Source organism: Gammaproteobacteria bacterium, assembly GCA_027296625.1.
Lineage (GTDB): Bacteria > Pseudomonadota > Gammaproteobacteria > JAKEHO01 > JAKEHO01 > JAKEHO01.
In genome coordinates, this window is the sequence record JAPUIX010000183.1 from 1 (window position 1) to 24,661 (window position 24,661).

Below are 24,661 nucleotides of genomic sequence, written 5' to 3' on the forward strand. Positions count from 1 at the left end.
GTGTCAATCTCTTCAAATTTCAGTGTAAGGCGATCATAAGCATCGGCAATTGGATCGCTGTTAGTAAAGGCTGCAGTTGTCATGGTGTGTCCTCCCGTCTTTGTTGGGTGAATGGGTGGTCGGGTGATTCGTAACCGCCATAGGACGGCCAGTGGTATTTCCCTCGCGGGTCTTGTATTTCCACCGAAACCTGACCAAGAGCAGGAGACATAAAAAAGCCGCAAGCTGTCGGGTGCGGGGGAAGAGCTTCCTTCTTACAAGGACTATAATTGACGTTAAGGTACTGAATTATAGGGATTATTTCTGATGGCCTGAACGGCCTGGGACGGTAATGGACGTGATTACGTATTCACGGGTTGAAGCGTTCAATCACGTTGAGCAGGCGCTCATCATCCGGTGTGGTCGCTAATGCACTATCCCACACCTCACGTGCTCCTTCCTTATCACCCATCACCCAGAGTACTTCACCCAAATGGGCTGCAATCTCCGGATCGTCGCGCATGGCTCTTGCCTTGCGTAGGTACGTGACCGCTTCCTCATATCGACCAAGCCGATAGAGTACCCAACCGTAGCTATCTAAAATATAGAAATCGTCAGGGCTCAGTTCCTGAGCGCGCTTGATCAATTCATAGGCTTCTTCGTAGCGATCTGTCCGGTCGGCCAGCGTATAGCCCAGCGCATTTAGGGCCTGGGCGTTGTCCGGCTGATGCTCCAATATCTCACGCAGGTCTTGTTCCAAAATATCAAGCCGATCCATCTTCTCAGCTAGCATGGCCCGCGCGTATAAAAGATCCGGGTTAAAATTGTTTTCCAAGGCACGATCATAGACTTCCATCGCCTCTGCGTAGCGACCCTCAGTCGTCAAGATCTCACCTTCGGCTTGGACCAAGACGGTCTCTTGACGGGGATTCTGGGTTTGAATCGCGTTGAGGTGGGCCCTTGCCTCTTCCAACTTACCTTGCTTCGCAAGTAGTAGCGCAAGGCGAACCTGTCCGTCGAGATAATTTTCACCGCGTTCGACCCCCATATACCATGTGGTCGCCGATTCATAGTCGTTCTGCTCCTCGGCGATGCGCCCGAGATAGTAGCGCGCCTCATCCACACGCTGATTGTTATCGACAAGACGACCAAAGTACTGCCCAGCATCATCAAAATGATTGTCCTGCAGATAAAGAAGGCCGAGTGCATAAAGGACATCCGCATTATCTGGCTGCTGGAGGATTAGAAGCTCATAATTCTCACGCGCTTCGTCATACCGTTTGGCTTCCGTTAAGAGCCGCGCGTAGGTCATGCGCACATTGAAATCGTCTTCCCGCTCACCAAGCCTTTCATTCAGCCAAGCCAAGGCGGCATCCATATCATCTTGCTTTTGCAGGACCGAGACGTAGGTCATGGCCGCATTGAAGTTATCTGGATCGAGTACGAGGACCTGCTCCAGCGCGGTTTGCGCCGTGTCATAATCCCCCACACGGACCGCTAAGTGAGCGTACGCGAATAACGCCTCCGGATCGTCTCGGCGTTCGGCGACCAGCTCTTGCATAAGCTCTAGTGCCACCTGCTGATCTTTTTCCCGACCGAGCAAATTGGCAATCATCCAAAGCTTCTGGTTGGAATTGCCACTGGGGGTCGCAAGAATGTAGTCAAATTGGCGCAATGCCTCCTTGGTATCACCTGTGCGAATAGACATCGCCACCAGTACCTGCCGGGCCTCAATGTTATCGGGGTCTGCGCGCACCCAAAGGCGTGCGGCTTCCAGCGCCTTGTCGTCCTTCCTCGCGAAAACGGCGATTCGGGTTGCCCGCTCAGCGAGCTGTGGGTCAGGAATACTACGTGCAAGCTCCAAATAGTTATTGACTGCAAGATCAGGCTGACCGCGCTGACCTGCAATTTCAGCCACCAGCAGCTTGTAAAGGATCTCTTGCGTGAGTTCCTGCTGCGGGCGCACGGCGGGTTCGCCGGCCTTTGCGCCCGCCGCCGGCTGTGCCGCAGTTTCAGGGCTCGCTGGCGTCCCCTTCAGTGTGCCACCGGCACACCCACTCAACAGCCCAACCACCGCGCCCAAAACAAGCGCCTGGACCCATACATTGCGATGTATCATTTTTGTGTGAAAATGAGTGCCCATATAGCTATAGAACATGCGAACATGCACAAGCAGCCTGAGTGACCGCAAAACCCCTTTAGGGGTTGACACAATAAACCCCGTCGCCGTTTTCCACCAAACTTATTTTCCTTCGCCGTGTGGCTTCGAATCAAGCCGCTGGCGGCACGCTGAACTTGCTTAAAGACTCAATATACCCGAGCTTGTCTATCATCGTCATGCCCCACGGGCCTGCTCTAGGCAAAACAGTCACTTAAATTGATTTCTCATCCGGCACGGCCGGGAGAAATGGGTGGCCAATCGCCCTACGTTGCTTGTATTCACACAGCCCTTGCCGCAGAATTTTCATACCCTCATGGCCGTCCCGTCGCACCCATGGTCTTGTTAGCAATTGGAGTCAATCACAAAACCGCGCCGGTGGAAATCCGGGAAAAGGTGAGTTTCGCGGTTGACCGCGTGCCCGATGCGTTAACGGAACTTACACAGCAGCAGGGCGTGAGCGAAGCCGTGATCCTATCGACGTGTAACCGGACGGAGATCTATTGCGGGCTTGCGGACCAGGACGGTCAGCGCGTCATCGAATGGTTTATTCACTACCACGACCTTGAAAGTTCGCAGATAGTGCCCTATTTGTACACCTATCCCGACCAGCGCGCGGTGGAGCATGTACTTCAAGTCGCTAGCGGTCTGGACTCCATGATCCTCGGGGAACCCCAAATCTTGGGGCAACTCAAATCAGCCTACCAAACAGCTGTGCAAACCGGCACCATTGGCAAATTACTCGGTCGGCTTTTCCAACACACCTTCGCGGTGGCAAAACAGATCCGTACGGATACCGCCATCGGCGCAAGCCCGGTTTCCATCGCCTTTGCAACCGTGCGACTCGCGAAACAGATATTTGGTGATCTGTCTGAGAAAACTGCGCTCTTGATAGGCGCAGGGGAAACGATTGAGTTAACGTCAAGACACCTCCATGAGAACGGACTCGGGCGCATGATTATTGCAAGCCGTAATCTGAAGCGGGCGCAGGGTATCGCCGCCGAATTCAGTGGCTATGCAATCACGCTTGGCAACATGCCCAAGCATGTCGCCGAAGCTGACATCATCATCTCGTCAACGGCAAGTCAACTGCCTATCCTCGGTAAAGGCATGGCAGAAAGCGCAGTGAAGCTAAGAAAACACCGCCCTATTTTTATGGTGGACATCGCAGTCCCCAGAGACATTGAACCGGAGGTAGGTGAATTAGAAGACGTGTACCTTTATACCGTAGATGACCTCAAGGGGGTTATTGAACAAAACCTCCAGACCCGCCAACAGGCCGCACTGCAGGCCGAGGAGATCATAGCAACGGAAGTTCTCCGCTTCATGACGTGGCTACAGTCTCTTGATGCAGTTTCGACGATCCGTGCACTACGCGAGAATGCCGAAACCCTCCGGCAGGAAGCACTTGCTAGAGCGCAAAGGAAACTCGCACAAGGTGTCGCACCGGAGAAGGTCATTCAAGAACTCGCCCACACCCTCACCAATAAGCTCATCCATACCCCCAGCATTCAACTTCGGTCGGCGGCTACAGAGAAGCGACATGATCTACTGGAAGCCGCGCAAGAGCTGTTTGATCTCAAAAATGGCCGCCGTAGATGAAAAGGAAAAATAGCGCTTTTAAACAAAACCTTACGCTCATTTGAGCTGCCGAGTTATAATAATTCGATATCCCGTTTACTTTTCGGCCCATATCCGGGCATGAATATCATCATTAAAGACCGCTAGCCATGCTGAAGGAATCATTACGTATCAAGCTCGAAAAGCTCTCCGATCGCCTCGAGGAGTTGAACCTCCTGCTCGCTGATCCCGCCGTGATCAACAACCAGGACCGCTTCCGGGAATTGTCCAAAGAATACGCAGAAGTTAACCCCGTCGTCTCTTGCTTTAACGAGTATGAGAAAAACACAGCTACCATCACGACATCACGGGAGCTGATGAAGGACGAGGACGCCGAAATACGTGCGCTTGCAGTGAAGGAGCTCGAACAAGCCGAAGAAGATAACACTCGCTTAGAGATGGAGTTTCAGCGGCTCCTGCTCCCCAAAGATCCGGCGGACAAGAGCAACCTTTTCTTAGAAATCAGGGCCGGCACTGGTGGAGAGGAGGCTGCCCTCTTCGCAGGGGACTTATTCCGAATGTATACGCGCTATGCAGAGCTCCGTGGATGGAAAATGGAAATGTTAAGTGCCCACCTCAGCGATCTGGGCGGGTACAAAGAGATCATCCTGCGCCTTATCGGCCAGGGAGCGTACTCTCGGCTCAAGTTCGAATCCGGCGCACACCGCGTACAGCGCGTTCCTGAGACTGAATCCCAAGGGCGTATTCACACGTCCGCGTGCACGGTTGCCGTATTGCCTGAAGTTGATGAGGTAATCGACTACGAGGTCAACCCGAATGATCTCAGGATCGACACCTTCCGTGCTTCGGGTGCTGGCGGCCAACACGTTAATAAGACCGATTCGGCGATTCGGATCACGCATCTACCCACAGGTATGGTGGTCGAGTGCCAGGACGACCGTTCTCAGCATAAAAACCGTGCGCGAGCCATGGTGTTACTAAAAACAAAATTGGTGGCCGCTGAGCGAGCACGCCAGATTGCTGAACAGGCAGAGAGCCGACGCAGCCTTGTCGGCAGCGGTGACCGCTCCGAGCGCATCCGTACATACAACTTTCCTCAAGGCCGTGTGACTGACCACCGGATCAACTTGACGTTGTATAAACTGGATGGGGTGCTGCAAGGCCAGCTCGATATGTTCATCGATCCACTGATCAATGAACATCAGGCCGATTTACTCACCGCGATGGGTGACTGACGTTGCGACACGTTACAAATACGACCCTACCCTCATGGCGCTGACGATCAAAAGTCTCCTAAATGAAGCAGCGCGCACGTTGGGCCATTTGCCCTCGGGCCAGCTCGACGCCGAGGTGCTTCTGTGTACCGTGCTTGGTGCCGATCGCGCCAAACTCTATGCCTGGCCGGAGCGGATGGTGGCAGAGGGACCGGGCTTACGTTTCCAACGACTCGTCTCGCACCGCGCTGACGGCTGGCCTCTCGCGTACCTGACCGGTTGCCGAGAATTCTGGTCTCTTCAACTTGAAGTCACGGCTGACACCCTGATCCCAAGGGTCGAGACCGAGCACCTAGTCGAAGCGGCCGTGCGGCACGTACCAGCCGATCGCCCTGTTGAGATTGCCGAACTCGGCACAGGATCGGGTGCCATCGCGTTAGCCATCGCCGCAGAGCGACCGTATGCCCAGATTGTTGCAAGCGATATCTCCGAGCAGGCGCTCACCGTGGCGGAACGGAACGCTTTGCGCCTTGGGATCACCCGGGTCCGCTTCCGACAGGGTGACTGGTGTGATGCGCTCAACGACGAAGCCTATGACCTTATCGTCTCGAATCCACCCTATATCCGTGACGACGATCCACATTTGGCCGATGGCGATGTGCGCTTCGAGCCGGGTTGTGCACTTCGGGGCGGACCGGACGGCCTTGCCGCGGCTTATGCCATCATCCACCAAGCGCCTGATCACCTCAAACCGGGTGGCTGGTTGTTGCTAGAACACGGCTTTGATCAGGGGCCCTCAATCCGGAAGCGCTTTGGGAAAAACCGCTTTAATTGCATTCACACTTATTTTGATTATTCAGGCCATGAACGGGTTACAGAAGGACAGCGGGCCGACTCCTGATATTCGCAGCCGCGCGAGTGATGAACGCGAGTGGCTAAAGCAGCGCACGCTCACGTTCCGTCATAGCGCCTTTGAATCTCGTGATGATATTGAGAATAGGCTTCGCGACATCCGTCAGAGTGACGGCGTGAAATCCGCCAAGACCCGCTCCAACGACCGCCTATCGATTACCTATGATCTACGTGTGACAAATCTCGAAAAAATAATAGAGGTGCTCACGTCTGCGGGTATCACATTAGGAAATTCCATTTACTTAAAACTCCGCCGGTTTATGATTCACTATATAGAAACGATTCAACAAGAAAACGCCACAGCACCATCGGGCTGGCACACTTATGTCCGTGACATCTATGTCAGTCGCTACCAAGCCCGCCGCCATGGTGCTCGAGATGATCGACCTCAACAGTGGCGCAAGTATTTACATTCACCCATTGATGACCGATAGAGGGATCAGGTGACACGCACCAACGGCACAGCAACGTTCAGGTGAGCTTTACTGTCGCCTTTCGGAGCTAACGTGTAACCTTTAACAATCGATGAACGACGAAGCCTTACTCCGCTACAGCCGCCAGATTATGCTGCCGGAAATCGATGTGGCCGGGCAAGAGCGATTATTGCAAGCCCGCGTAATCATCATTGGCCTGGGGGGCTTAGGATCTGCGGCATCGGTCTACTTAGCCGCGGCCGGTGTGGGGCACCTGGTCCTTATAGACTATGATCGCGTAGAACTTGCCAATCTACAGCGACAGGTCGTACATAGCAGCGGAGATATTGGACGCGCGAAGGTGGATTCGGCGCGCGACCACCTGCTTAGTTTAAACCCCGAAGTGGAGATCGACACCATCGGTAACCGGCTAGACAACGACGCCCTAGAAAAAGTGATCGCTCATACGGATGCCGTCGTTGATGGGAGTGATAACTTTCCCACGCGCTTCGCGATCAACCAAGCCTGCGTTAAAACCAGAACACCGCTCGTATCCGGCGCTGCAATAAGCTACGAGGGACAGATCAGTGTTTTCGGCGCCAATAAAAATAGTCCGTGTTACCGCTGTCTCTATAACGATGAGGAAGCCCCCGCCGAGACCTGCGCTGCGACTGGAGTAATCTCGCCCCTGTTAGGCATCATTGGCAGCCTGCAGGCAATTGAGACCATGAAACTTATTATTGGAGTCGGTAAAACGTTACAGGGCCGACTGCTGCGTGTGAATGCACTAACCATGGAATGGCGTACGTCAACGCTCAATCGAGATCCCGATTGTCCAGTGTGTAGCCCCTATCAACGTGACCAGGAGCCAAGTCAAACTTCCGCGCCCGCTCGCCAAGCAGATGCTTGAACATGCACAAGGCGTGCCCGAGCTTGAGGTCTGCGGACTCTTAGGCGCACGTCGTGGGCAGGTAACGAGCGTCTACCCCGTACCGAACACAGCGGATGATCCAAGACGTTACTTTCTTATGGAACCTCGCGGACAAATCGACGCCATGCGTACGATGCGCCAAGCAGGGGAGACCCTCTTTGGCATATACCATTCTCATCCCAGTACACCTGCCCAACCCTCAGTCCACGATGTCGAACTGGCGGCTTATCCCGGCGTGGTCTACCTCATTATTTCACTCGCCAAACCGGAGGCGCAGATGGGCGCGTTTTACTTAGACGGTGCATCGTACAAGGAGGTCGCGCTCAGCATCTATTGAGCACACGGTTTGTTGGACTGCAACGAATGCGCGGCGGCGGATGCCGGGCGCACACGCCCGGCCCCATGAAAACTCCGCAGCTATAAAGCAGCTAACGCCCCATCGTAATCGGGCTCTTGGGCAATTTCTGGTACCAGCTCCGTATACCGAATCTTATCATTCTCATCAATAACAACTACCGCCCGTGCCGTGACCCCCGCAAGGGGACCGTTTTCGATGAGGACACCGTAGTCACTCGCGAAATCTCGTGACCGCATCATTGACAACGCGATCACATTTTCCACCCCCTCGGCAGTGCAAAAACGTTTTTGCGCAAACGGCAAGTCTGCGGAAATTATTAGAAAAGCCGTATTCTGACGTGCCATCGCTGCATCGTTAAATTTTTTAGTCGACGTCGCGCAAACAGGTGTATCAAGACTGGGTACGATATTGAGCAACTTTTTTTTGCCTTTAAATGAATTAAGGCTTAATTCGTTGAGGTCTCCGTCCACCAGAACAAAATCTGGAGCATCACTGCCGACAGTCGGCAATTCGCCGTTCGTGTGAACTTCATTACCTTGTAACGTGATCGTTGCCATTATTAACCTCCTCATGGTGCCCTATCAGATGATCGATAACACTCTCAACGATCCGGCTGTGTCATAATAACTAACCGATCCATTGATCCATGCTCCAAGATCTTGAATGGACTCCACAACGTCATCACCACAATCCCCGATTCCATCAAGCCCATGGCAATCGACGGCTGCCGTGCAGCCACTGCCGGAAATTCAAGGGATACTTAGTCTGCTTCCTGATTCTCTGCAAGCTCGGTATATGCATCGGCATCGAGCAAGTCGTCCAGCTCGCTCGGATCCGCGGGCTCCAGTTTAAAGATCCAGCCATCACCGTAGGGATCCTGATTAATCAGCTCCGGTGTCTCCACAAGCAGTTCGTTAACAGCCAGGACCTTACCCAACACAGGACAAAAGATATCCGATGCAGACTTGACCGACTCTACCACCGCACACTCCTCTCCCCCCTCATACGTTCGCTCCACCTCAGGCGGTTCTACGTAAACCATATCACCTAGCTGTTCCTGGGCATAATCAGTAATACCGACACGTATGGTTCCATCCTCCAAGAGCTGCGCCCATTCATGGGACGACGTGTATCTCAACTCATTCGCTACGTTACCCATGGGTCCGTCCGCCGATTATTCTTTGACCTAACTTTCAACCGCCCGGGGACATCGCTTTCCGCGAGGAACGGAACTGCGCGAGACACAACTCAATTCTGGCACGCTGCTTACGACAGGCCCATAAGCGCCGAAGTTTTGCATACGAACGCTGGCAGCTTTCTCCGTTCGCCTTACCTGCGGGCTTTAACGAACACACCCAATTCAGGCCGCCCCCTAATATGGATCATAGCCGATCACCGTGTCTTCCCCTAAGCTTATGAGGGCCTGGGTACCTGAATTCCTTCCCGCCCAAACACCACCAAATGATCAATCTCGAGCCGGATCCCGATGGGTTCATTAAGGCGATGGTCGTGGTGACTGGGCACTAGGCTTACAACCTGAGCACCGCTATCGAGGCACAACGTATAGAGGAACTCCGCACCGCGAAAGACCTTATCGACCACAGTGGCTGTTTGGTTGCTATCATCGTCGTGAATAATGTCATCAGGGCGGATCAAAACCGCGACGGGCGTGCCCTTTTCATATTCTTGGGGCACGAAGCCACAAATGACACCGAGTTCTGTTTGAACATGATTTTCGTCCACGACGTTGCCTGGTAGAAACACTCCTTCACCAACGAAATCTGCGACGTACGTACAGGCAGGCCGATGATACAAATTGTAGGCCGTGTCCCACTGCAACAGCCGCCCGTCTCTCATAACGCCCACGACATCCGCCATGACAAAGGCCTCGAGCTGATGATGACTTACCAGCATTGTGGTGATCCGATCCTGTTTCAAAATAGCTCGCACTTCTTTTGCGAGCTGTTCTCTGAGCTCAACATCCATGCTTGAAAATGGCTCGTCCAATAACAGTATTTCAGGGCGGGGGACGATGGCACGTGCTAGGGCCACCCGCTGCTGCTGCCCGCCCGAAATCTGATGTGGATAGGTCAAAAGAATGTCCTCAATACCAAACATCTTTGCAAGTTCCGTCGTTCGACGTGCCTTCTCCACGTTGGTAAGTGCAGCAAGACCAAATTGGATGTTCTCTTGAACCGTCAGATGAGGAAACAAAGCAAAATCTTGGAACACCATACCGACCTGTCTCCGCTCCGGAGGTAAGACGCGTGCTTTATCACTGACCTTAACCCCCTTCATTAAGATCTCCCCGGAGAAAGGCGTTTCAAACCCAGCAATAGCTCTCAGCACCGTCGTTTTGCCACAACCGCTCGGCCCCAACAGACAACCGATCTGACCTTCGGCCAGCGAAAGCGACATCGCCTCAATAACGTGGTGCTCGCCATATCCAAGCACAATTTCTCTAATTTCGAGGACTTCCTTCATAACCGGGACGAGAACGCGAAATGGACAAACTCAGCACAATGACAGGAAGAATGCCGACCAACATAATTGCAAGCGCGGGATGAGACGCATCGACAAGCCGTTCGTCATTGGCTAGCTCAAATGTGCGCACAGCCAATGTGTTGAAGTTATACGGCCTTAGCACGAGCGTGGCCGGCAATTCCTTTAATACATCAACGAATACGAGCAATAATGCGGTAAAGAGACTGCCGCGCATGATTGGCATATGCACCCTGCGCAAGACAGTTCGGGGGCTCAAGCCGAGTGACCGCCCAGCCTCATCTATTTCGGGCTTGATCTTACTTAGGCCAGCATCCACCGTATTCAGGGAAACTGCAAGGAAACGAACCATGTAGGCAAACAACAAAACCAATAACGTGCCACTGAACAACAAACCCGACGACACACCAAAGGCCGTTTTCAACCATGCATCGAGGGTGTTATCCAGCCAACCAAACGGCAACATCACCCCGACAGCGATCACAACACCAGGCACCGCATAGCCCATGCCCACAAGGCCTATAGCAAATCCGGTAGACGCCCTCCCATGCAGTCGCTTGCCATAGAGCATAAATAAGGCAAGCCCGAGCGCGAGAATGGTCGCTGAGAGCGCCAGCGTCACACTGTGACCTACGAGCACCAAAAATTCGCGATTAACAAACGCTTCCCCGGATTGCATTGCCAATACCGCCAATAGGCCACCTGGCAGCAAAAATCCGAATAACACAGGAATCATACACGCGGAAAAGGCGAACACACCGCGCCAACCTTGCATGCTGCGCTCCGGCAGCGGACGGTAGCGGGTGCTGGTATGATGATATTGGGCTTGCTTACGTGAGTAACGTTCGAGCATCACGAGCGAAAAAGCAAACAACATTAAGAAGGCTGATAACTGCGCCGCAGCAACGCTATTGCCAAGACCGAACCACGTACGGTAGATCCCCGTCGTAAACGTACCAACACCAAAGTACTGTACCGTTCCATAATCTGCTAGCGCCTCCATCAACGCTAAAGATACGCCGGCGATAATCGCCGGTCGCGCGAGCGGTAACGCGATCCGACTGAAATTCCGCCACGGTCCACAGCCAAGAAGTCTACCGGCCTCGAGTGCACAAATTGATTGTTCGATAAACGCTGTACGGGCAAGCAAGTAAACATACGGATAGAGCACCAGAGATAACATGACGATGGCGCCACCTAATGAGCGGATCTCGGGAAACCAGTAGTCGCCATAAGACCAGCCAAACCAAGCGCGGAGCCCGGATTGGACGGGTCCCGCAACATCAAGGAGGCCCGTGTAGGCATAGGCGATGATGTAGGCGGGCACGGCCATAGGCAACAAAAGTGCCCACTCCAGGGTTCGGCCCGCAGGAAAGCGATGCATCGTGACAAGCCATGCCGGTCCGACACCCAAGACTAACGTGCCCGCGCCGACCCCGAGCATCAAAACAACAGAGTTACCAACATAGTCCGCGAGGACAGTCTCTGCCAGATGTCGCCAGATATCTGCGCTCGGATAGAAAACCGATGCTGATATAACGATGATTGGAAGCGACAGCAGGGCTGCAGTAAACAAAACACCGGCGGTCCAGGCATTGGTAAAAAAGCCCGCTCTAAATGAGAGGAATCGCATTGCCGCCCGATGAAGTGTTGCTTCACTTGACATCGACGCCTCAAATTACAATGGCCATCCCGTTTTAATCCATTGAACTACCGCCAGCCGGCACGGTCCATCAATCGCACCGCTGCGGAATTGTTTTGTCCAAGTACTTCCAAGTTAAGTGAATCAGGACTGAAGTCACCCCAATCACGCAACGTGGCACTGGGTTCAACGGTGCTTCTGACAGGATACTCGTGATTTTTTTCCGCGTACCAGGCTTGCGCCTCGGCGCTCGCCAGAAATTCTAGGAGGAGAATGGCCGCCTCAAGGTGCTTGGCTGATCGTGTCACCCCTGCCCCACTGACATTCACATGCACACCCCGGCCCGCTTGATTGGGCCAAAAAACCGTGACCCCCGAGCCTGCGGTGCGCTCCGCCGCGTGGTTAGATGTCAGCATCTTGGCGAGGTAATAGGTATTAACCAGCGCCACGTCGCATTGGCCGGCCGTGACCGCCTTGATCTGATCCCGATCGCCTCCCTGAGGGGGACGAGCAAAGTTCTCAACCAATCCGCTCGCCCACACCTCGGTCTCGTCCACACCCTTATGGGCAATCATCGAAGCCACCAGAGATTGATTGTAGATGTTGGAAGATGAGCGGACACACAGCTTGCCTTGCCAGACGGGGTCGGCCAGCGCCTCATACGTGCTGAGTTCCTCTGCATGCACACGACCTTTGGCGTAAACGATCACCCGCGCCCTGAGCGACAGGCCATACCAATAGCCTTGCGGGTCGCGGTAGGCTGCGGGCACGGCCTGATTCAATACGGGAGACTCGATGGCTTGCAGCATGCCCGCCTGCTTGGCCCGGTGCAGCCGACCCGCGTCCACTGTTAGAAACACATCGGCGGGCGAATTTGTGCCCTCAACTTGGAGGCGTTTTAGCAGGGTATCCGCATCCCCCGTCAAGAGATTGACCTTGATACCCGTCTTCGTGGTGAACTTATCTAAGATGGGTTTGATCAGCGCCTCCTGGCGGGCCGAGTAGACATTGACTTCCTGGGCGTATCCCGGTGGCACGCTAGCGAAAAGGCCGCCGACCAAGCAAAGCGCACCCATGAGGCCAGATGCGACAATGCGTTGAAGGAATGCCATTCAAACATACTCTAAATAGAAACGATAACGCATTTCATTCGCATATGTTATGGGCCTACTGCAACCGCATCCCAGCCGGCGGGACCAGCCCATGGGGGGCCAATACAAAGTGATTGCTTGGTGGAACAATGATAAGAAGACGGGCGTGACACGTGCCGCACCCAGGCGGCCAAGTGAGGTTAAATGACGCCTTGCAGGCTGCCGTCGAAGGGTCGGCCTTGTGCCATCCTCAGCGTTGTCATTTTCGCCTCATCGAGACAGCATTTCGCATTCTCAAGGCAAGCCCCGCAGCTCGCGGCAATCAGCAGGGTCTCAGTCAACTGGCTGAGACTTTCGGCACCGCATGCGACGGCGCGTCGGATGTCCTTTTCCGTCACAGCATGACACACGCAGATATACATCGATCGTTTGCCCCCACAATGGGTGAGCCCCGCTGACCCGCGATTACTTCAAAAGATAACGATAGTACAAATGAGAACGATTTGCAACAAGTACGCTCAGTCTATCAACCCGTACCTGAAGCGCGACGACGGGCGGCTATCAAGCGGATGACGCTTACAACAGGGGGTGGGGATCGCGCCTACGGCCCGCGACCTCACATCTTCGACTGAAGATAATTTTGGAGTCCCACTTTCTCAATCAGCTCAAGCTGTGTCTCAAGCCAGTCGATGTGTTCCTCCTCGGTTTCTAAGATAGCTTCCAAGAGCTCGCGCGAGACGTAGTCCTTGATCGATTCGCAATAAGTGATCCCCTCGCGCAACAACGGCGCGCCCTGACGCTCAAGCGCAAGGTCGGATTCCAACATTTCCTTCACATCCTCGCCAATGGACAGCATGCCAATATCCTGAAGATTCGGTAGCCCCTCAAGAAAAAGGATGCGCTCGAGCAAACTATCTGCATGTTTCATTTCATCGACGGATTCTTGGTATTCATGATCATTGAGTTCCTTTAGCCCCCAACTTTTAAACATACGAGCATGAAGGAAATATTGATTGATAGCGGTGAGTTCGTTTTTCAACACCTTATTTAGATGGTCGATAACTTTTTGATCTCCTTTCATGATGCTACCTCATCACACGGTTAATCGCTGATCACACCCTCAGAGCGCGCTTGCTGCTAACGAAGCAATCTTGACGCGTATATCGATTACGACACACTATCGAGAGCGCGCATTGTCTGTCAAGGTACAACCGATTGACTTATAGTGAGAATTATTCGCGTTTATTTATGTTGAGCTTAATGTGTGCTATCGATCAAGACGAGCGCTCATTCAGTGGCTGCTATACTGAAGAATTGACATTTCAATAAGGAGACTTTTCTGTGGACATCGGTACTATCATCATCCTTGGCCTTCTCGCCGCTTTATTGTTCTATGCGATCACGCTTTACAACAATCTGGTGTCGTTGAAACACAATGTCTCCAAAGCTTGGTCGAACATCGATGTATTGCTCAAACAGCGCCACGATGAACTACCCAAGCTCGTCGATACCTGCAAACAATATATGAAGTACGAGCAAGAAACTTTGGAGAGGGTGATGAAAGCGCGCGCGGCCGTTGCCCAAGCCCGCGAAGCAGGTGATGCCGGCGCGCTTGGTCCGGCCAAGACTGAATTGCACCTCGGGCTCAGAGGCCTTTTTGCACTTGCGGAGGCCTATCCAGATCTCAAAGCGGACGAGACATTCAAGCATCTGCAAGCCCCTATCTCCTAGCCGCACTTGCTCAACCCAACCTGATTAAGAAATATCGTTTTTATGCCGCTGGTCTGATGACGACTTTTTTCCTCGCCGCCATTGCATTCACGTGGATGCTTGGTGCTCGACTAATGGCCTAATTTCCTTCAACTTTTTGTCGACTCGGCGCAGTCATGTTAAATTACACAAGCGATCCGGTAACTGATTCCAAAATGTCCCTGTTCGCGATAGGCCGGTGATTTCCTGGCTGTCCGAAATAGACCACCTTGACCGAACATCCGCGTGTGTAACACGAGAACAGTGCAGACCGACCTTGATACAACGTGCGCGAGCCTAAGAAAAATCCCCTGCTGGACATAAAAGGACTACCAGCCTTTGCCCAGATCAAGCCCGACCACATCCAACCTGCGATTAATTATCTGCTGGCCAAGAATCGCAACCGGATAGCAGCACGGTTACAGGGAACTACCCCCTATACGTGGGACAACACCCTGAAAGTCTTCGAAGACCTTGAGGATAGGCTCAACCGAGCTTGGTCGATGGCGAACCATCTTCACGCCGTGGCGGACAATGATGCCCTACGTAAAGCCTACAACGCTTGTCTACCTAAGCTTTCGGAGTATGCAACCGACATGGGGCAAAATAAGGCACTGTACGACGCCTACGCATATGTCGCTAATGGCGACGAGTATCCTCGCCTCGGGACAGTCAAGCAGAAGATCATTGATAACGCCCTGCGGGATTTTCGCCTTTCCGGCATCGAACTTGACGGAAAGGACAAAACACGTTTTAAAGAAATCGAAAAGGAATTGTCCCGCTTGCAGACGAAGTTCGAAGAAAATCTACTAGATGCCACCCACGCTTGGGAAATGCATATCACCGACAAAGCAAAACTGGATGGCCTGCCGGATTCCGTGCTTGCGCTCGCCAAACAAACAGCACAAACAAAGCAGAAGCCTGGCTGGGTATTCACCTTGGAAGGCCCTTCCTATATGCCCGTGATGAACTATGCCGCTGATCCGAGCTTGCGTTCCGAGATGTATGAAGCCTACGTGACACGCGCTTCTGACAGGGGTCCCACGGCAGGTCAATGGGACAACAGTGAAATTATGGAAGAAGTTCTAGCGTTGCGCCATGAACAGGCGAGGCTCTTGGGGTTCGCGAATTACACTGAATTGTCTCTGGCGAAGAAGATGGCTAAGTCCCCTCAACAGGTCCTCGACTTTTTGCACGACCTTGCAGTGCGCTCAAACCCCATCGCACAAAAAGAATTGGCTGAGCTGCAAAGATTTGCAAAGAAATACTTCAAGATCGGGGACTTGCAGATCTCTGATATCGCTTACTATTCAGAGAAATTGCGTCAACACAAATTTGCCTTCTCGCAGGAGGACTTGCGCCCATACTTTCCCATCGCTCGGGTACTTGACGGCTTATTTGCCGTGGCCAGGCGTTTATATGGGCTTGCAATTCACGAGCGAACGAATGTACAGACATGGCACTCAGATGTGCGTTTTTTTGAAATCTATGATGAAACCGACGAAATGCGGGGATGTTTTTATCTAGATCTCTACGCGCGCCCACATAAGCGTGGGGGCGCTTGGATGGACGAATGTATCGTGCGCAAGAAAACAACGTCAGGTGTACAAACCCCAGTGGCCTACCTCACGTGTAATTTCACTCCACCGATAGCCAGCGATCCCGTGCTGCTTACCCACGACGAGGTGATTACGCTTTTTCATGAGTTCGGGCACGGACTACATCATATGCTGACGCGCATTGACTGCCCGGGAGTCGCGGGTATCAACGGCGTTCCCTGGGACGCGGTCGAGCTACCCAGCCAACTTATGGAGAACTGGTGCTGGCAACGTGATGCTTTAGACCTCATCAGCGGCCACCATAAGTCAGGCGCGCCAATCGGACCCGATCTTTACAAGAAACTACTGGCTGCGAAGAACTTTCAATCAGGCATGCAAATGGTACGTCAGTTGGAGTTCGCTCTCTTCGATTTTCTTCTCCACCTCGAATATGATCCGGCAAAAGGGGCTCGTATCCAGGAGATACTCGACAACGTTCGTAAGCAGGTAGCCGTTGTGATCCCACCGCCATACAACTGCTTCCAACATGGGTTTAGTCATGTCTTTTCTGGCGGATATGCGGCAGGCTACTACAGTTACAAATGGGCTGAGATTCTATCTGCTGACGCGTTTTCGAAGTTCGAGGAAACCGGTATTTTCAATCCTGATACAGGGCGACATTTTATGCGGTCGATCCTTGAGCAAGGGGGCGCCCGGGATCCATTAGCGTTGTTCATTCAGTTCCGCGGGCGCGAACCGTCGATTGAGCCATTGTTGCGCCATTCCGGAATCCCTGTATAAAGGCAGCATACGATCATGTTGAATACTTGTTTAAAGCTGCTTTCGGTGCTTGCAATCATGATCATGCCATTGGCGATCATGGCAGAGACCGTCTATGTCATCGACAAACTCCTCGTCGGGGTTCACGAAGACAAGACACTTGAGAGCCCTATCATTAAGGTGCTTCCCACCGGAACACCCCTGCAGGTGCTCAAGCGTGAGGGACACCTTGTATATGTACGCGACGCCGAAGGCATTAAAGGTTGGGTTGATGCTGCCTACCTAATGAGCGATATGCCTGCTGGCCAGATGCTTGAAAAAGTGGAATTGCGTAACAAACAGATAGAGAGCGAGCTTGCGACAGCACAGCAACAGCTTGCTGAACTCCAGCTTAAGTTCTCAGAAATGCAACGCACCGCTACAGAAACTGAAAGGACTGGCAGTACAAGCAACGTACGGCTTCTAAGAAATGAAAACGAACAACTAAAGCAAAAATACGCAGCAGAGCGATCAAAGGTAGGAAAATTACAGAAGCAACTGCTTGAGCTTACTAAACAGCTTCAATCAGGAGGCACTGATAAAGCACTTGCCCATGAGCTAAAACGCCTCCAACAAGAAAACGAGCGACTCACAGAACAATTGGCAGATCGCCGAGCTGCTGCGCCATCTGATCCTGACAACAGGGCTGGGGATGATAGCCTTGGTATGGAATTCACATGGCGCGGGATGATCGTCATTTTTGTGGTAAGTCTCGTGATCGGTCTTATCCTCGGTGGATACCTGATCGACTACATACATCGAAAACGCCATGGTGGATTTCGAGTCTAGAACATGCTCCGTATCGCCACGTGGAACGTGAACTCGTTGCGAGTTCGCCTATCCCACGTTTTAGACTGGTTAGCGCATGCGCAGCCCGACATCCTTGCCCTGCAGGAGACCAAACTACCCGACGAAGACTTTCCTACCGACAGCATCCACCAGAGCAGCTACCAAGCGATCTATGCGGGACAGAAGACTTACAACGGCGTTGCAACGTTAAGCCGACAGCCCGGTACCGATGTAATTACAGACCTTCCCGGATTGAATGATCCACAGCGTCGCCTGTTAGGCGCATCGTACGGCGAGGTGATGGTCCTGAACGTTTATGTGCCCAATGGAGCCGAGGTGAGTTCAGACAAATATGCATATAAGCTTGAATGGCTTTCGAAACTTCACGCATATATCGAAGAGCTCCTGGCCAGAAAACCCCACCTGATCGTGCTCGGCGACTTCAATATTGCCCCAGAGGATCGCGATGTGCACGATCCCGTGGCATGGGAAGGCAAGGTCCTGGTCAGCGAGCCGGAACGGAACCAGTTTAAGCGCCTGCTAGAACTCGGGCTAGTCGACTGCTTTCGGGTGTTCGAGCAGGCCAGTGGGCACTTTTCTTGGTGGGATTACCGCGCGGCAGCTTTCCGTCGCAACCAAGGTCTGCGCATCGATCACATTCTTATAAGCAGTGAGCTGGCGAAACGTTGCACTGCTTGCTACGTCGACAAACGCCCTCGCGCCCTGGATCGGCCGTCGGACCATGTACCAGTTGTCGCCGAATTCACGCTGTAGCGGCTGAAAAACCAACTTTCCCTGTCTAGCGGTCACAGTAACCAAACTCTGGAGGGACCAAAAGCCGCTCGGCTGGTTTGCACCGTCGCGAAGATTGAAATAGACTTTAACACTTGAATTACAACACTACACATTCTGCCGCTTCGTTTTAGAGCGGACACCAAGACAAATAGGTCGGGCCATGAAACCGGACATCCATCCCGCATATGATGAAATTACCGTAACCTGTAGTTGCGGAAATTCATTTAAAACCAAATCCACACTTGGTAAGGACCTGCACATCGACGTCTGCTCACAATGTCACCCCTTCTACACCGGGAAACAAAAGCTCATGGACACCGCAGGGCGCGTCGACAAATTCCGCCGCAAATACGGCATCCAATAACCGGACGCAATAAGGGGGCTAACTTGCGGACAGCCGCTCGTACGGAGTGGTTTTTCTTACGTGTCATTCGGTCTGTCGTACTTAGCTCGGTACTTGTTGCGGCCCCGGGTAGCCTGTCCAACGCGGCCACAGATCCGGCCTGTGCCACAGATGAAGTTGACGATGAGGCCGATGTTCGCTCGATAGTGGATGGCGACACCATTGTACTCGCAGATGGCCGTCGCGTGAGGTTGATCGGCATCGATAGTCCGGAGATCGATTACGCTGGTGGCGGAGTCGAACCGTTTGCCGACACCGCACGCGGCGAGCTGACAGCGCTGCTCACCGCCCGACCGCATGTTGGCATACGCTTTGATGCGACACGCAGCGACCGATATGGGCGTCTGCTGGCCCATTTGTTCCTTGATGATGGCACAAACGTTCAAGCTTGGTTGCTAGAGCGGGGGCTCGGGACGCGACTGACGATTCCACCCAACGTGATGTATCTTGACTGCTACCGTGTGACGGAGACACGCGCACGGGATGCGGCGCGCGGTATCTGGGCGCTTCCAGAATACCAGCCGATTGAGGCGACCGAATTGACGAAGGAGGACGGCGGTTACCGAATTGTTACCGGCAACGTATTGCGGGTTGGCGAAAGCCGGTCATCCATCTGGATAAATATTGCACCGCGAATGGCCCTTCGCATCCGTCGCGAAGACCTGACTTACTTCGAGGGCATTAAGTTCCATCGCCTTGTCGGTAAACGGATCACTGCCCGCGGCTGGCTATATACGAAAAATGCTGAGATCCGCATGCGTATACAGCACTCGGCCAACCTGCAGATCGCTGATCCAGCCTCCTAACCACTCATGTATTGATCGGCACGCGCTTTGAGGAGCGCCTCGGGTAGTCGCCGTTAATAGATCACGCCGAGGAACCGTTACGTATCCTGAATGGCTGCTACCCCACAGAGGAGCCCGGGCCAAATCAACTTCCTCACAATCATGCGGCAAATGATCCGAGGTTAGGCACTTCATGGCCCCAGAAACTTACCCCTTATGTTTAGGCAACTTCTAACGTAGCCAGCTTAAGCTATTGCCGGCCTTAGCGTTCGATCGTTATCCACATTTTTTGGGGATAACTCTGTGGACTCCTTCCAGATCCACGGCTCGAATCGGCCCTGTGATTACGATTGTAACAAAACAGTCAAAATTTAGCCGATCCAAAAAACACCATATATTTTAATCAGTTATAGTTCGATTGCGGCCCGGAATCCGGCTCGGACGACGCCCAAAGCCCGTGGGCTAGCGCATCCGTTCACAAGTGTGTATAAAGGCAATCACAGCGGCCTTATTTGGGCCACTTTGGAACTTTTTCCACAGGCCGGATTCTAATTAAGTCCTAGTGAACCGAATCCCGCTCTTCCTCCCTTGAGCGGGAACCCCCAGCCCGGCACCCCAGCCGGGCGATGCTGGCCCCGGTGTGCCCTCCCTCCCCCTTTCAGACCGGGGCCTTTTTTTGCCCTGGCCTCTAAGATTTCACCCCGCACTCGCTTGTCCCTCACATAAGGCCAGGCAAGTCCGCTGCATAAACCCGGCTCGACGGTATACACACCGTTGCACAAGGTTATACTCGATGCTACGTTGTGGCGGCCGATTTTCCTTGAGCCACCCGGACTCCGTAAGCAGAGGGCAATGATCCGAGGTAATAAAACAATCGACCATGAAAACATTCCTCAAAATCACGGCTCTTTTGGTCATAACCACCCTAGGCGTCGCCGAAGCAGGCGGTGATCCCACCGCCGGTAAAGCCAAGTCAGTCGCCTGCGCCGCATGCCATGGTACAGACGGTAACAGCACCAATCCCGTTTGGCCCAAGCTCGCAGGCCAGAACGCCCAATACCTTCTGAAACAGCTCGCCGATTTCAAAGCTGGCGAGCGCATCGATCCGATGATGAGTCCCATGGCCACCCCTTTAACCGAGGCCGGCATAGCTGATCTCGCGAGCTTCTATGCGTCCCAATCGATCACGGTGGGATCTGCGAAGCCCGACTTGGTTGCTGCGGGTGAACGCATCTATCGGGGCGGCAACCGCGCCACCGGCGTGGCGGCCTGTATGGCCTGCCATGGACCGCGTGGCGTGGGCAACCCCGCGGCAAAGTACCCCGCATTGGGTGGGCAACATGCTGCTTACACAGCGAAACAGTTGCGCGCCTTCAAATCTGGTGAACGCGCTAACGACCCAAACAGCGTGATGCGGACGATCGCAGCGAGGATGAATGATGAGGAAATCGATGCAGTCGCCGAGTACGTAAGCGGTCTGCATTAAGGTCGCTGGCAATGTCGTCTGAAGCATCGATCACCCGTGGAGCACCAAGAGTAAATTTTTCCGCCAGCAACCATCAGGCAGGTTAAGACTCGACTTAATTAGTGTGTATCTGCCATCGGGCAGTACGCCTTTGGCCCGCATCTATCGAAAGGCTCTAAATTTCAACAGCAAGTCACGCTTTTCATTGTGAACGCCTCGACGATAACGTCCCGATCTCCTGCCAGCCTTGCCCGGATATGGATGCAATTCCTCGGCTCAATGAACTTGGCCATCACGCTTTTTGTGGGGATTGCCATTGCCTCAGTGATCGGTACGGTGTTGCGTCAGAATGAGTCGTACCAAAACTACATCATCAAATTCGGCCCGTTTTGGCACGAGGTCTTCAAGACACTGGGCCTCTACGATGTCTACGCGTCCGGTTGGTTTCTTTTCGCCCTCACCTTTCTCGTCCTCTCGACCAGTGTATGCGTAATCCGTAACGCTCCCATCATGATCCGCAGCATGCGCGAATTTCGGGAGAACATTCAGGAACGTTCGCTCCAAAATTTGCCCAATCGCGCACAATGGACGGTCCAAAGGCCTCTCGAACAGGTCTTGGCAAGGATCAGCGCAATCCTTAAAGGCCTGGGTTATAGGCTGCGCATTAAGGATCACGGGACCCATACCGTCCTCGCTGCGATGAAGGGGGCAAGCAACCGCGCAGGGTATCTGCTGACACATATAGCAATCGTAACCATCTGCGTCGCGGGACTTTTGGACGGCAACCTGCCGCTGAAGCTCAAGGCGCTTTCAGGTCACATCACTATTGAAACCCGTGACATCCCAGTTTCCGAAGTGCCGGCGCAAAGCCGCCTGCCAACGCACAACCCCTCATTTCGGGGAAACGTCTCAATACCCGAAGGAAGTGCCGTGGATGTGGCATTTATCAACATCGCCGAGGGCTACGTGGTACAGGAATTACCCTTTGTGGTGGAAGTAAGAGACTTTAGGATCGCACATTACGCAAACGGTCAACCCAAATCATTCGAGACAGATCTGCTGATCCACGATCCGAAAATGCCTACGCCCTTGCGGTACACCATTGGCGTCAACAAGCCGTTGACTTACAACGGCTATACCCTCTACCAGGCGAGTTTCGGGGATGGCGGCTCCAAGTTGCAGCTGAAAGCAACATCTCTGAGGGGCCCCGCCAACGGCGAACGCGACATCCTTGAATTAACTGGCGTGATAAACGAAGACCTTAACCTCAACACCCTCGAAGGACCGCTGCGCCTGGAACTAACTGATTTCCGTCGTTTCAATATCCAACCCACCCCCGAAGGCGACCCGTCAGGAAAATCGTTCAGGGACGCCGGCCCAAGTTTCACATTCAAACTCCGCTGGCCCAATGGCGTCGCCAAGGAGTACATCAACTACATGTACCCCGTCACATTCGAGACGCGGCCGTTTTACTTGAGTGGCGTGCGTTCCTCCCCTGCCGAAGAATTCAAGTACCTGCATATTCCTGCGGATGCCAGCGGCGAGCCTGGCCGATTCCTTCGCTTTCAGATGCTTTTAAGCGATGACAAACGACTTGCTGAGATCACCCAAGACACCACACGCCGTTCACTCGCTGAAGCGCGAATCGACGACACCAAACTTCAAGAAGAGGTCAGCACTGCCATGGCGCAGCTCGTGGAAATTTTTAGGGCGGGTGGCTACGACGCATTGAGCGAGTATCTTGACGCGAACGTACCGGAAGACAAGCGTGGTGCCGCAGCCGAGGCCTACCTTAAAGTATTGGATCATGGGCTGCGAGACATCTATATGGCCGTATTGGAAGAGGAAGGGATCGACACAAGCAAAGAGATCAGCCCAGAAGACAGACAGTTCTTCGAGGACGCGGTCAGTGCGCTATCCGTGCTTCACAGATACGGATCGCCATTTTATCTCCAACTCGAGGACTTTGAGCATAGACAGGCGACCGGCTTACTCATTACCCGTACGCCAGGAAAAAATATAGTGTATCTTGGCTTCGCGATGCTAATTACCGGCATTTTTCTCCTACTTTATGTTCCCCATCAAAGAGTATGGGCGCTCATTGCCACGAACGGGGGGGCGACGCACATTCTCCTGGCCGGTAGCAGGCTGCGGCATCAGCACGATTTCGCTAAGGAATTCGTTCAACTGCGGCGGAATCTACACGACGCCATAACAAAAACTAGATGAATCAACATGACCATCCACCGCATAGCGGCCCACATTTAGGCAACAAACCGGCCAGATCGCCATCTAATATACTTTAATATAATGCTCAGACACTGGAAAACGACGGAGAGCAAGCGATGGCAGTGACACGCGATTCACTGATGCGTGCGCCCGGGCAGCGACCGCTACGTCAAACGTTGGGCATCTTGGCCTGGTTGTGGTCTGCCGTACTCGCTGGGGCAGTGACCTACACCACTATCGCCTATTGGGATTTTATGGATGCCTACGAAGTGGGCATTCTGGGTATGGCCACCGCCGCGCTGATGGTCATAGGATGGAAGTGGAAGCCGATTCGGTTCCTCACCATTACTGTAGCCGCCTTGAGTCTGTTCAGCATTAGCCTATACGGCACCTCACTCGCAAGCGGCGAAGAAAAGTTTTTTCTAAAGTATCTTCTGTCAAGTCAATCCGCAACGATGTGGATGAGTGCCCTCTATGTGATGGCGACCTTTACCTACTTCGGAAGCCTCTTTGCCAACTCGGAGTTTACCGGCAAGGTTGCGACAGCCATGACCTGGTCAGCGATCGCGATGGGGCTCATTGGCTTGATGGTGCGCTGGCGCGAATCGTATCTCATCAGTACTGACGTGGGCCACATTCCTGTCAGCAATCTCTATGAAGTCTTTATCCTATTCTGCATCATCACGTCGCTTGTGTACCTTTTCTATGAAGCGAAATACAGAACGCGCGCCATGGGAGGATTCGTTCTGCTCATCGTCAGCGCAGCAGTCGGTTTCTTATTGTGGTACACGTTTGATCGGGGCGCCAACGAGATCCAGCCTTTGGTGCCCGCCCTTCAGAGTTATTGGATGAAGATCCACGTGCCCGCCAATTTTATAGGCTATGGCTGCTTCAGCCTGGCGGCCATGGTTGGCGTAACCTACCTGCTGCGCGCGCTGAGCGAAAAGACACGGCCTCATGGGTTCATGGCAGCACGCCTACCACCCCTCGATTTGCTTGACGATGTCATGTACAAGGCGATTGCTCTGGGTTTCGCCTTCTTCACCATTGCGACCATCCTAGGGTCCTTGTGGGCGGCGGAGGCATGGGGCGGTTATTGGTCCTGGGACCCGAAAGAAACCTGGGCCTTAATCGTATGGCTAAACTATGCTGCCTGGTTGCACATGCGCATTGCCAAGGGCTGGCGTGGGATGCCCATGGCCTGGTGGGCCATCGTGGGATTGTTCGTCACATTGTTTGCATTTCTTGGCGTCAATATGTTTCTGTCCGGCCTGCATTCTTACGGCGAGTTGTAGGGAGCATGCCATA

At 53.3% G+C, this 24,661-nt stretch carries 22 protein-coding genes and 1 pseudogene; 15 read left to right on the forward strand and 8 right to left on the reverse strand.

Annotated elements, in window-relative coordinates:
• Positions 1–349: 349 nt before the first annotated feature.
• Positions 350–2,098: a tetratricopeptide repeat protein gene (locus tag O6944_11400; GenBank protein ID MCZ6719741.1), complete on the reverse strand. Its 1,749-nt coding sequence runs from the start codon at positions 2,096–2,098 to the stop codon at positions 350–352.
• A 375-nt stretch (positions 2,099–2,473) separates the two neighbouring features.
• Between O6944_11400 and hemA the strand changes: the two genes are divergently transcribed.
• From hemA to O6944_11430, 6 genes are all read left to right on the forward strand, one after another.
• Complete coding sequence (gene hemA / locus O6944_11405) at positions 2,474–3,739, forward strand: glutamyl-tRNA reductase (protein MCZ6719742.1); 1,266 nt, start codon at positions 2,474–2,476, stop codon at positions 3,737–3,739.
• A 131-nt stretch (positions 3,740–3,870) separates the two neighbouring features.
• A complete protein-coding gene (gene prfA / locus O6944_11410) occupies positions 3,871–4,953 on the forward strand; it encodes a peptide chain release factor 1 (protein ID MCZ6719743.1) in 1,083 nt (360 codons plus the stop codon).
• Positions 4,946–5,833: a peptide chain release factor N(5)-glutamine methyltransferase gene (gene prmC, locus O6944_11415; protein MCZ6719744.1), complete on the forward strand. Its 888-nt coding sequence runs from the start codon at positions 4,946–4,948 to the stop codon at positions 5,831–5,833. Before prfA ends, prmC begins: the two co-directional genes overlap by 8 nt.
• On the forward strand, positions 5,796–6,278 hold the full coding sequence (locus tag O6944_11420) for a hypothetical protein (GenBank protein ID MCZ6719745.1): 483 nt from the start codon (positions 5,796–5,798) through the stop codon (positions 6,276–6,278). Before prmC ends, O6944_11420 begins: the two co-directional genes overlap by 38 nt.
• 91 nt (positions 6,279–6,369) lie before the next feature.
• Positions 6,370–7,167 (forward strand): molybdopterin-synthase adenylyltransferase MoeB, encoded by a 798-nt coding sequence (gene moeB / locus O6944_11425; protein MCZ6719746.1) that lies wholly within the window; start codon positions 6,370–6,372, stop codon positions 7,165–7,167.
• On the forward strand, positions 7,160–7,525 hold the full coding sequence (locus tag O6944_11430; GenBank protein MCZ6719747.1) for a M67 family metallopeptidase: 366 nt from the start codon (positions 7,160–7,162) through the stop codon (positions 7,523–7,525). The genes moeB and O6944_11430 overlap by 8 nt, the downstream gene beginning before the upstream one ends.
• An 80-nt stretch (positions 7,526–7,605) precedes the next feature.
• Here the strand turns inward: O6944_11430 and tpx are convergent, their stop codons facing one another.
• From tpx to bfr, 7 genes are all read right to left on the reverse strand, one after another.
• On the reverse strand, positions 7,606–8,103 hold the full coding sequence (gene tpx, locus O6944_11435; protein MCZ6719748.1) for a thiol peroxidase: 498 nt from the start codon (positions 8,101–8,103) through the stop codon (positions 7,606–7,608).
• A gap of 203 nt (positions 8,104–8,306) precedes the next feature.
• Positions 8,307–8,705, reverse strand: a complete 399-nt coding sequence (gene gcvH, locus O6944_11440) for a glycine cleavage system protein GcvH (GenBank protein MCZ6719749.1) — start codon at positions 8,703–8,705, stop codon at positions 8,307–8,309.
• A 254-nt stretch (positions 8,706–8,959) separates the two neighbouring features.
• Positions 8,960–10,030, reverse strand: coding sequence for an ABC transporter ATP-binding protein (locus tag O6944_11445; GenBank protein MCZ6719750.1), 1,071 nt, complete (start codon positions 10,028–10,030; stop codon positions 8,960–8,962).
• The gene (locus O6944_11450) at positions 10,008–11,681 is read right to left on the reverse strand and encodes an iron ABC transporter permease (GenBank protein MCZ6719751.1); all 1,674 of its coding nucleotides are present in this window, start codon (positions 11,679–11,681) and stop codon (positions 10,008–10,010) included. Before O6944_11450 ends, O6944_11445 begins: the two co-directional genes overlap by 23 nt.
• A gap of 77 nt (positions 11,682–11,758) precedes the next feature.
• The gene (locus tag O6944_11455) at positions 11,759–12,766 is read right to left on the reverse strand and encodes a Fe(3+) ABC transporter substrate-binding protein (GenBank protein MCZ6719752.1); all 1,008 of its coding nucleotides are present in this window, start codon (positions 12,764–12,766) and stop codon (positions 11,759–11,761) included.
• A 215-nt stretch (positions 12,767–12,981) separates the two neighbouring features.
• A complete protein-coding gene (locus O6944_11460; protein MCZ6719753.1) occupies positions 12,982–13,203 on the reverse strand; it encodes a (2Fe-2S)-binding protein in 222 nt (73 codons plus the stop codon).
• Positions 13,204–13,397: 194 nt separating this feature from the next.
• The gene (gene bfr, locus O6944_11465) at positions 13,398–13,862 is read right to left on the reverse strand and encodes a bacterioferritin (GenBank protein MCZ6719754.1); all 465 of its coding nucleotides are present in this window, start codon (positions 13,860–13,862) and stop codon (positions 13,398–13,400) included.
• Between the two features lie 260 nt (positions 13,863–14,122).
• Here bfr and O6944_11470 point away from each other — a divergent pair.
• The 9 genes and pseudogenes from O6944_11470 to ccsB all read left to right on the forward strand — a co-directional run bounded on the left by O6944_11470 (position 14,123) and on the right by ccsB (position 24,648).
• Positions 14,123–14,509, forward strand: a pseudogene (locus O6944_11470) (LemA family protein).
• A 308-nt stretch (positions 14,510–14,817) separates the two neighbouring features.
• Positions 14,818–16,869 carry an oligopeptidase A gene (gene prlC / locus O6944_11475; protein ID MCZ6719755.1) on the forward strand — a complete coding sequence of 684 codons (2,052 nt, stop codon included), beginning with the start codon at positions 14,818–14,820 and terminating at the stop codon, positions 16,867–16,869.
• A 15-nt stretch (positions 16,870–16,884) separates the two neighbouring features.
• Entirely contained in the window at positions 16,885–17,676 is a 792-nt protein-coding gene (locus O6944_11480; protein ID MCZ6719756.1) for a TIGR04211 family SH3 domain-containing protein, read from the forward strand.
• A 3-nt stretch (positions 17,677–17,679) separates the two neighbouring features.
• Entirely contained in the window at positions 17,680–18,450 is a 771-nt protein-coding gene (gene xth / locus O6944_11485) for an exodeoxyribonuclease III (protein MCZ6719757.1), read from the forward strand.
• A gap of 181 nt (positions 18,451–18,631) precedes the next feature.
• A complete protein-coding gene (gene rpmE, locus O6944_11490; GenBank protein MCZ6719758.1) occupies positions 18,632–18,835 on the forward strand; it encodes a 50S ribosomal protein L31 in 204 nt (67 codons plus the stop codon).
• A gap of 23 nt (positions 18,836–18,858) precedes the next feature.
• The gene (locus O6944_11495) at positions 18,859–19,680 is read left to right on the forward strand and encodes a thermonuclease family protein (protein MCZ6719759.1); all 822 of its coding nucleotides are present in this window, start codon (positions 18,859–18,861) and stop codon (positions 19,678–19,680) included.
• Positions 19,681–20,539: 859 nt separating this feature from the next.
• Positions 20,540–21,145, forward strand: a complete 606-nt coding sequence (locus O6944_11500; protein MCZ6719760.1) for a c-type cytochrome — start codon at positions 20,540–20,542, stop codon at positions 21,143–21,145.
• 258 nt (positions 21,146–21,403) lie between these two features.
• Positions 21,404–23,353 (forward strand): cytochrome c biogenesis protein ResB, encoded by a 1,950-nt coding sequence (locus O6944_11505; GenBank protein ID MCZ6719761.1) that lies wholly within the window; start codon positions 21,404–21,406, stop codon positions 23,351–23,353.
• Positions 23,354–23,493: 140 nt separating this feature from the next.
• Positions 23,494–24,648 carry a c-type cytochrome biogenesis protein CcsB gene (gene ccsB, locus O6944_11510; GenBank protein ID MCZ6719762.1) on the forward strand — a complete coding sequence of 385 codons (1,155 nt, stop codon included), beginning with the start codon at positions 23,494–23,496 and terminating at the stop codon, positions 24,646–24,648.
• Positions 24,649–24,661: the final 13 nt, after the last annotated feature.

Bases quoted from the DNA above. Each gene is read 5' to 3' on its own strand.
- O6944_11400 (MCZ6719741.1), bottom strand. From the start codon at position 2,098: ATGATACATCGCAATGTATGGGTCCAGGCGCTTGTTTTGGGCGCGGTG.
- hemA (MCZ6719742.1), top strand. From the start codon at position 2,474: ATGGTCTTGTTAGCAATTGGAGTCAATCACAAAACCGCGCCGGTGGAA.
- O6944_11420 (MCZ6719745.1), top strand. From the start codon at position 5,796: ATGAACGGGTTACAGAAGGACAGCGGGCCGACTCCTGATATTCGCAGC.
- moeB (MCZ6719746.1), top strand. From the start codon at position 6,370: ATGAACGACGAAGCCTTACTCCGCTACAGCCGCCAGATTATGCTGCCG.
- O6944_11430 (MCZ6719747.1), top strand. From the start codon at position 7,160: ATGCTTGAACATGCACAAGGCGTGCCCGAGCTTGAGGTCTGCGGACTC.
- tpx (MCZ6719748.1), bottom strand. From the start codon at position 8,103: ATGGCAACGATCACGTTACAAGGTAATGAAGTTCACACGAACGGCGAA.
- gcvH (MCZ6719749.1), bottom strand. From the start codon at position 8,705: ATGGGTAACGTAGCGAATGAGTTGAGATACACGTCGTCCCATGAATGG.
- O6944_11445 (MCZ6719750.1), bottom strand. From the start codon at position 10,030: ATGAAGGAAGTCCTCGAAATTAGAGAAATTGTGCTTGGATATGGCGAG.
- O6944_11450 (MCZ6719751.1), bottom strand. From the start codon at position 11,681: ATGCGATTCCTCTCATTTAGAGCGGGCTTTTTTACCAATGCCTGGACC.
- O6944_11455 (MCZ6719752.1), bottom strand. From the start codon at position 12,766: ATGGGTGCGCTTTGCTTGGTCGGCGGCCTTTTCGCTAGCGTGCCACCG.
- O6944_11460 (MCZ6719753.1), bottom strand. From the start codon at position 13,203: ATGTATATCTGCGTGTGTCATGCTGTGACGGAAAAGGACATCCGACGC.
- bfr (MCZ6719754.1), bottom strand. From the start codon at position 13,862: ATGAAAGGAGATCAAAAAGTTATCGACCATCTAAATAAGGTGTTGAAA.
- O6944_11480 (MCZ6719756.1), top strand. From the start codon at position 16,885: ATGTTGAATACTTGTTTAAAGCTGCTTTCGGTGCTTGCAATCATGATC.
- xth (MCZ6719757.1), top strand. From the start codon at position 17,680: ATGCTCCGTATCGCCACGTGGAACGTGAACTCGTTGCGAGTTCGCCTA.
- rpmE (MCZ6719758.1), top strand. From the start codon at position 18,632: ATGAAACCGGACATCCATCCCGCATATGATGAAATTACCGTAACCTGT.
- O6944_11500 (MCZ6719760.1), top strand. From the start codon at position 20,540: ATGAAAACATTCCTCAAAATCACGGCTCTTTTGGTCATAACCACCCTA.
- O6944_11505 (MCZ6719761.1), top strand. From the start codon at position 21,404: ATGAACTTGGCCATCACGCTTTTTGTGGGGATTGCCATTGCCTCAGTG.
- ccsB (MCZ6719762.1), top strand. From the start codon at position 23,494: ATGCGTGCGCCCGGGCAGCGACCGCTACGTCAAACGTTGGGCATCTTG.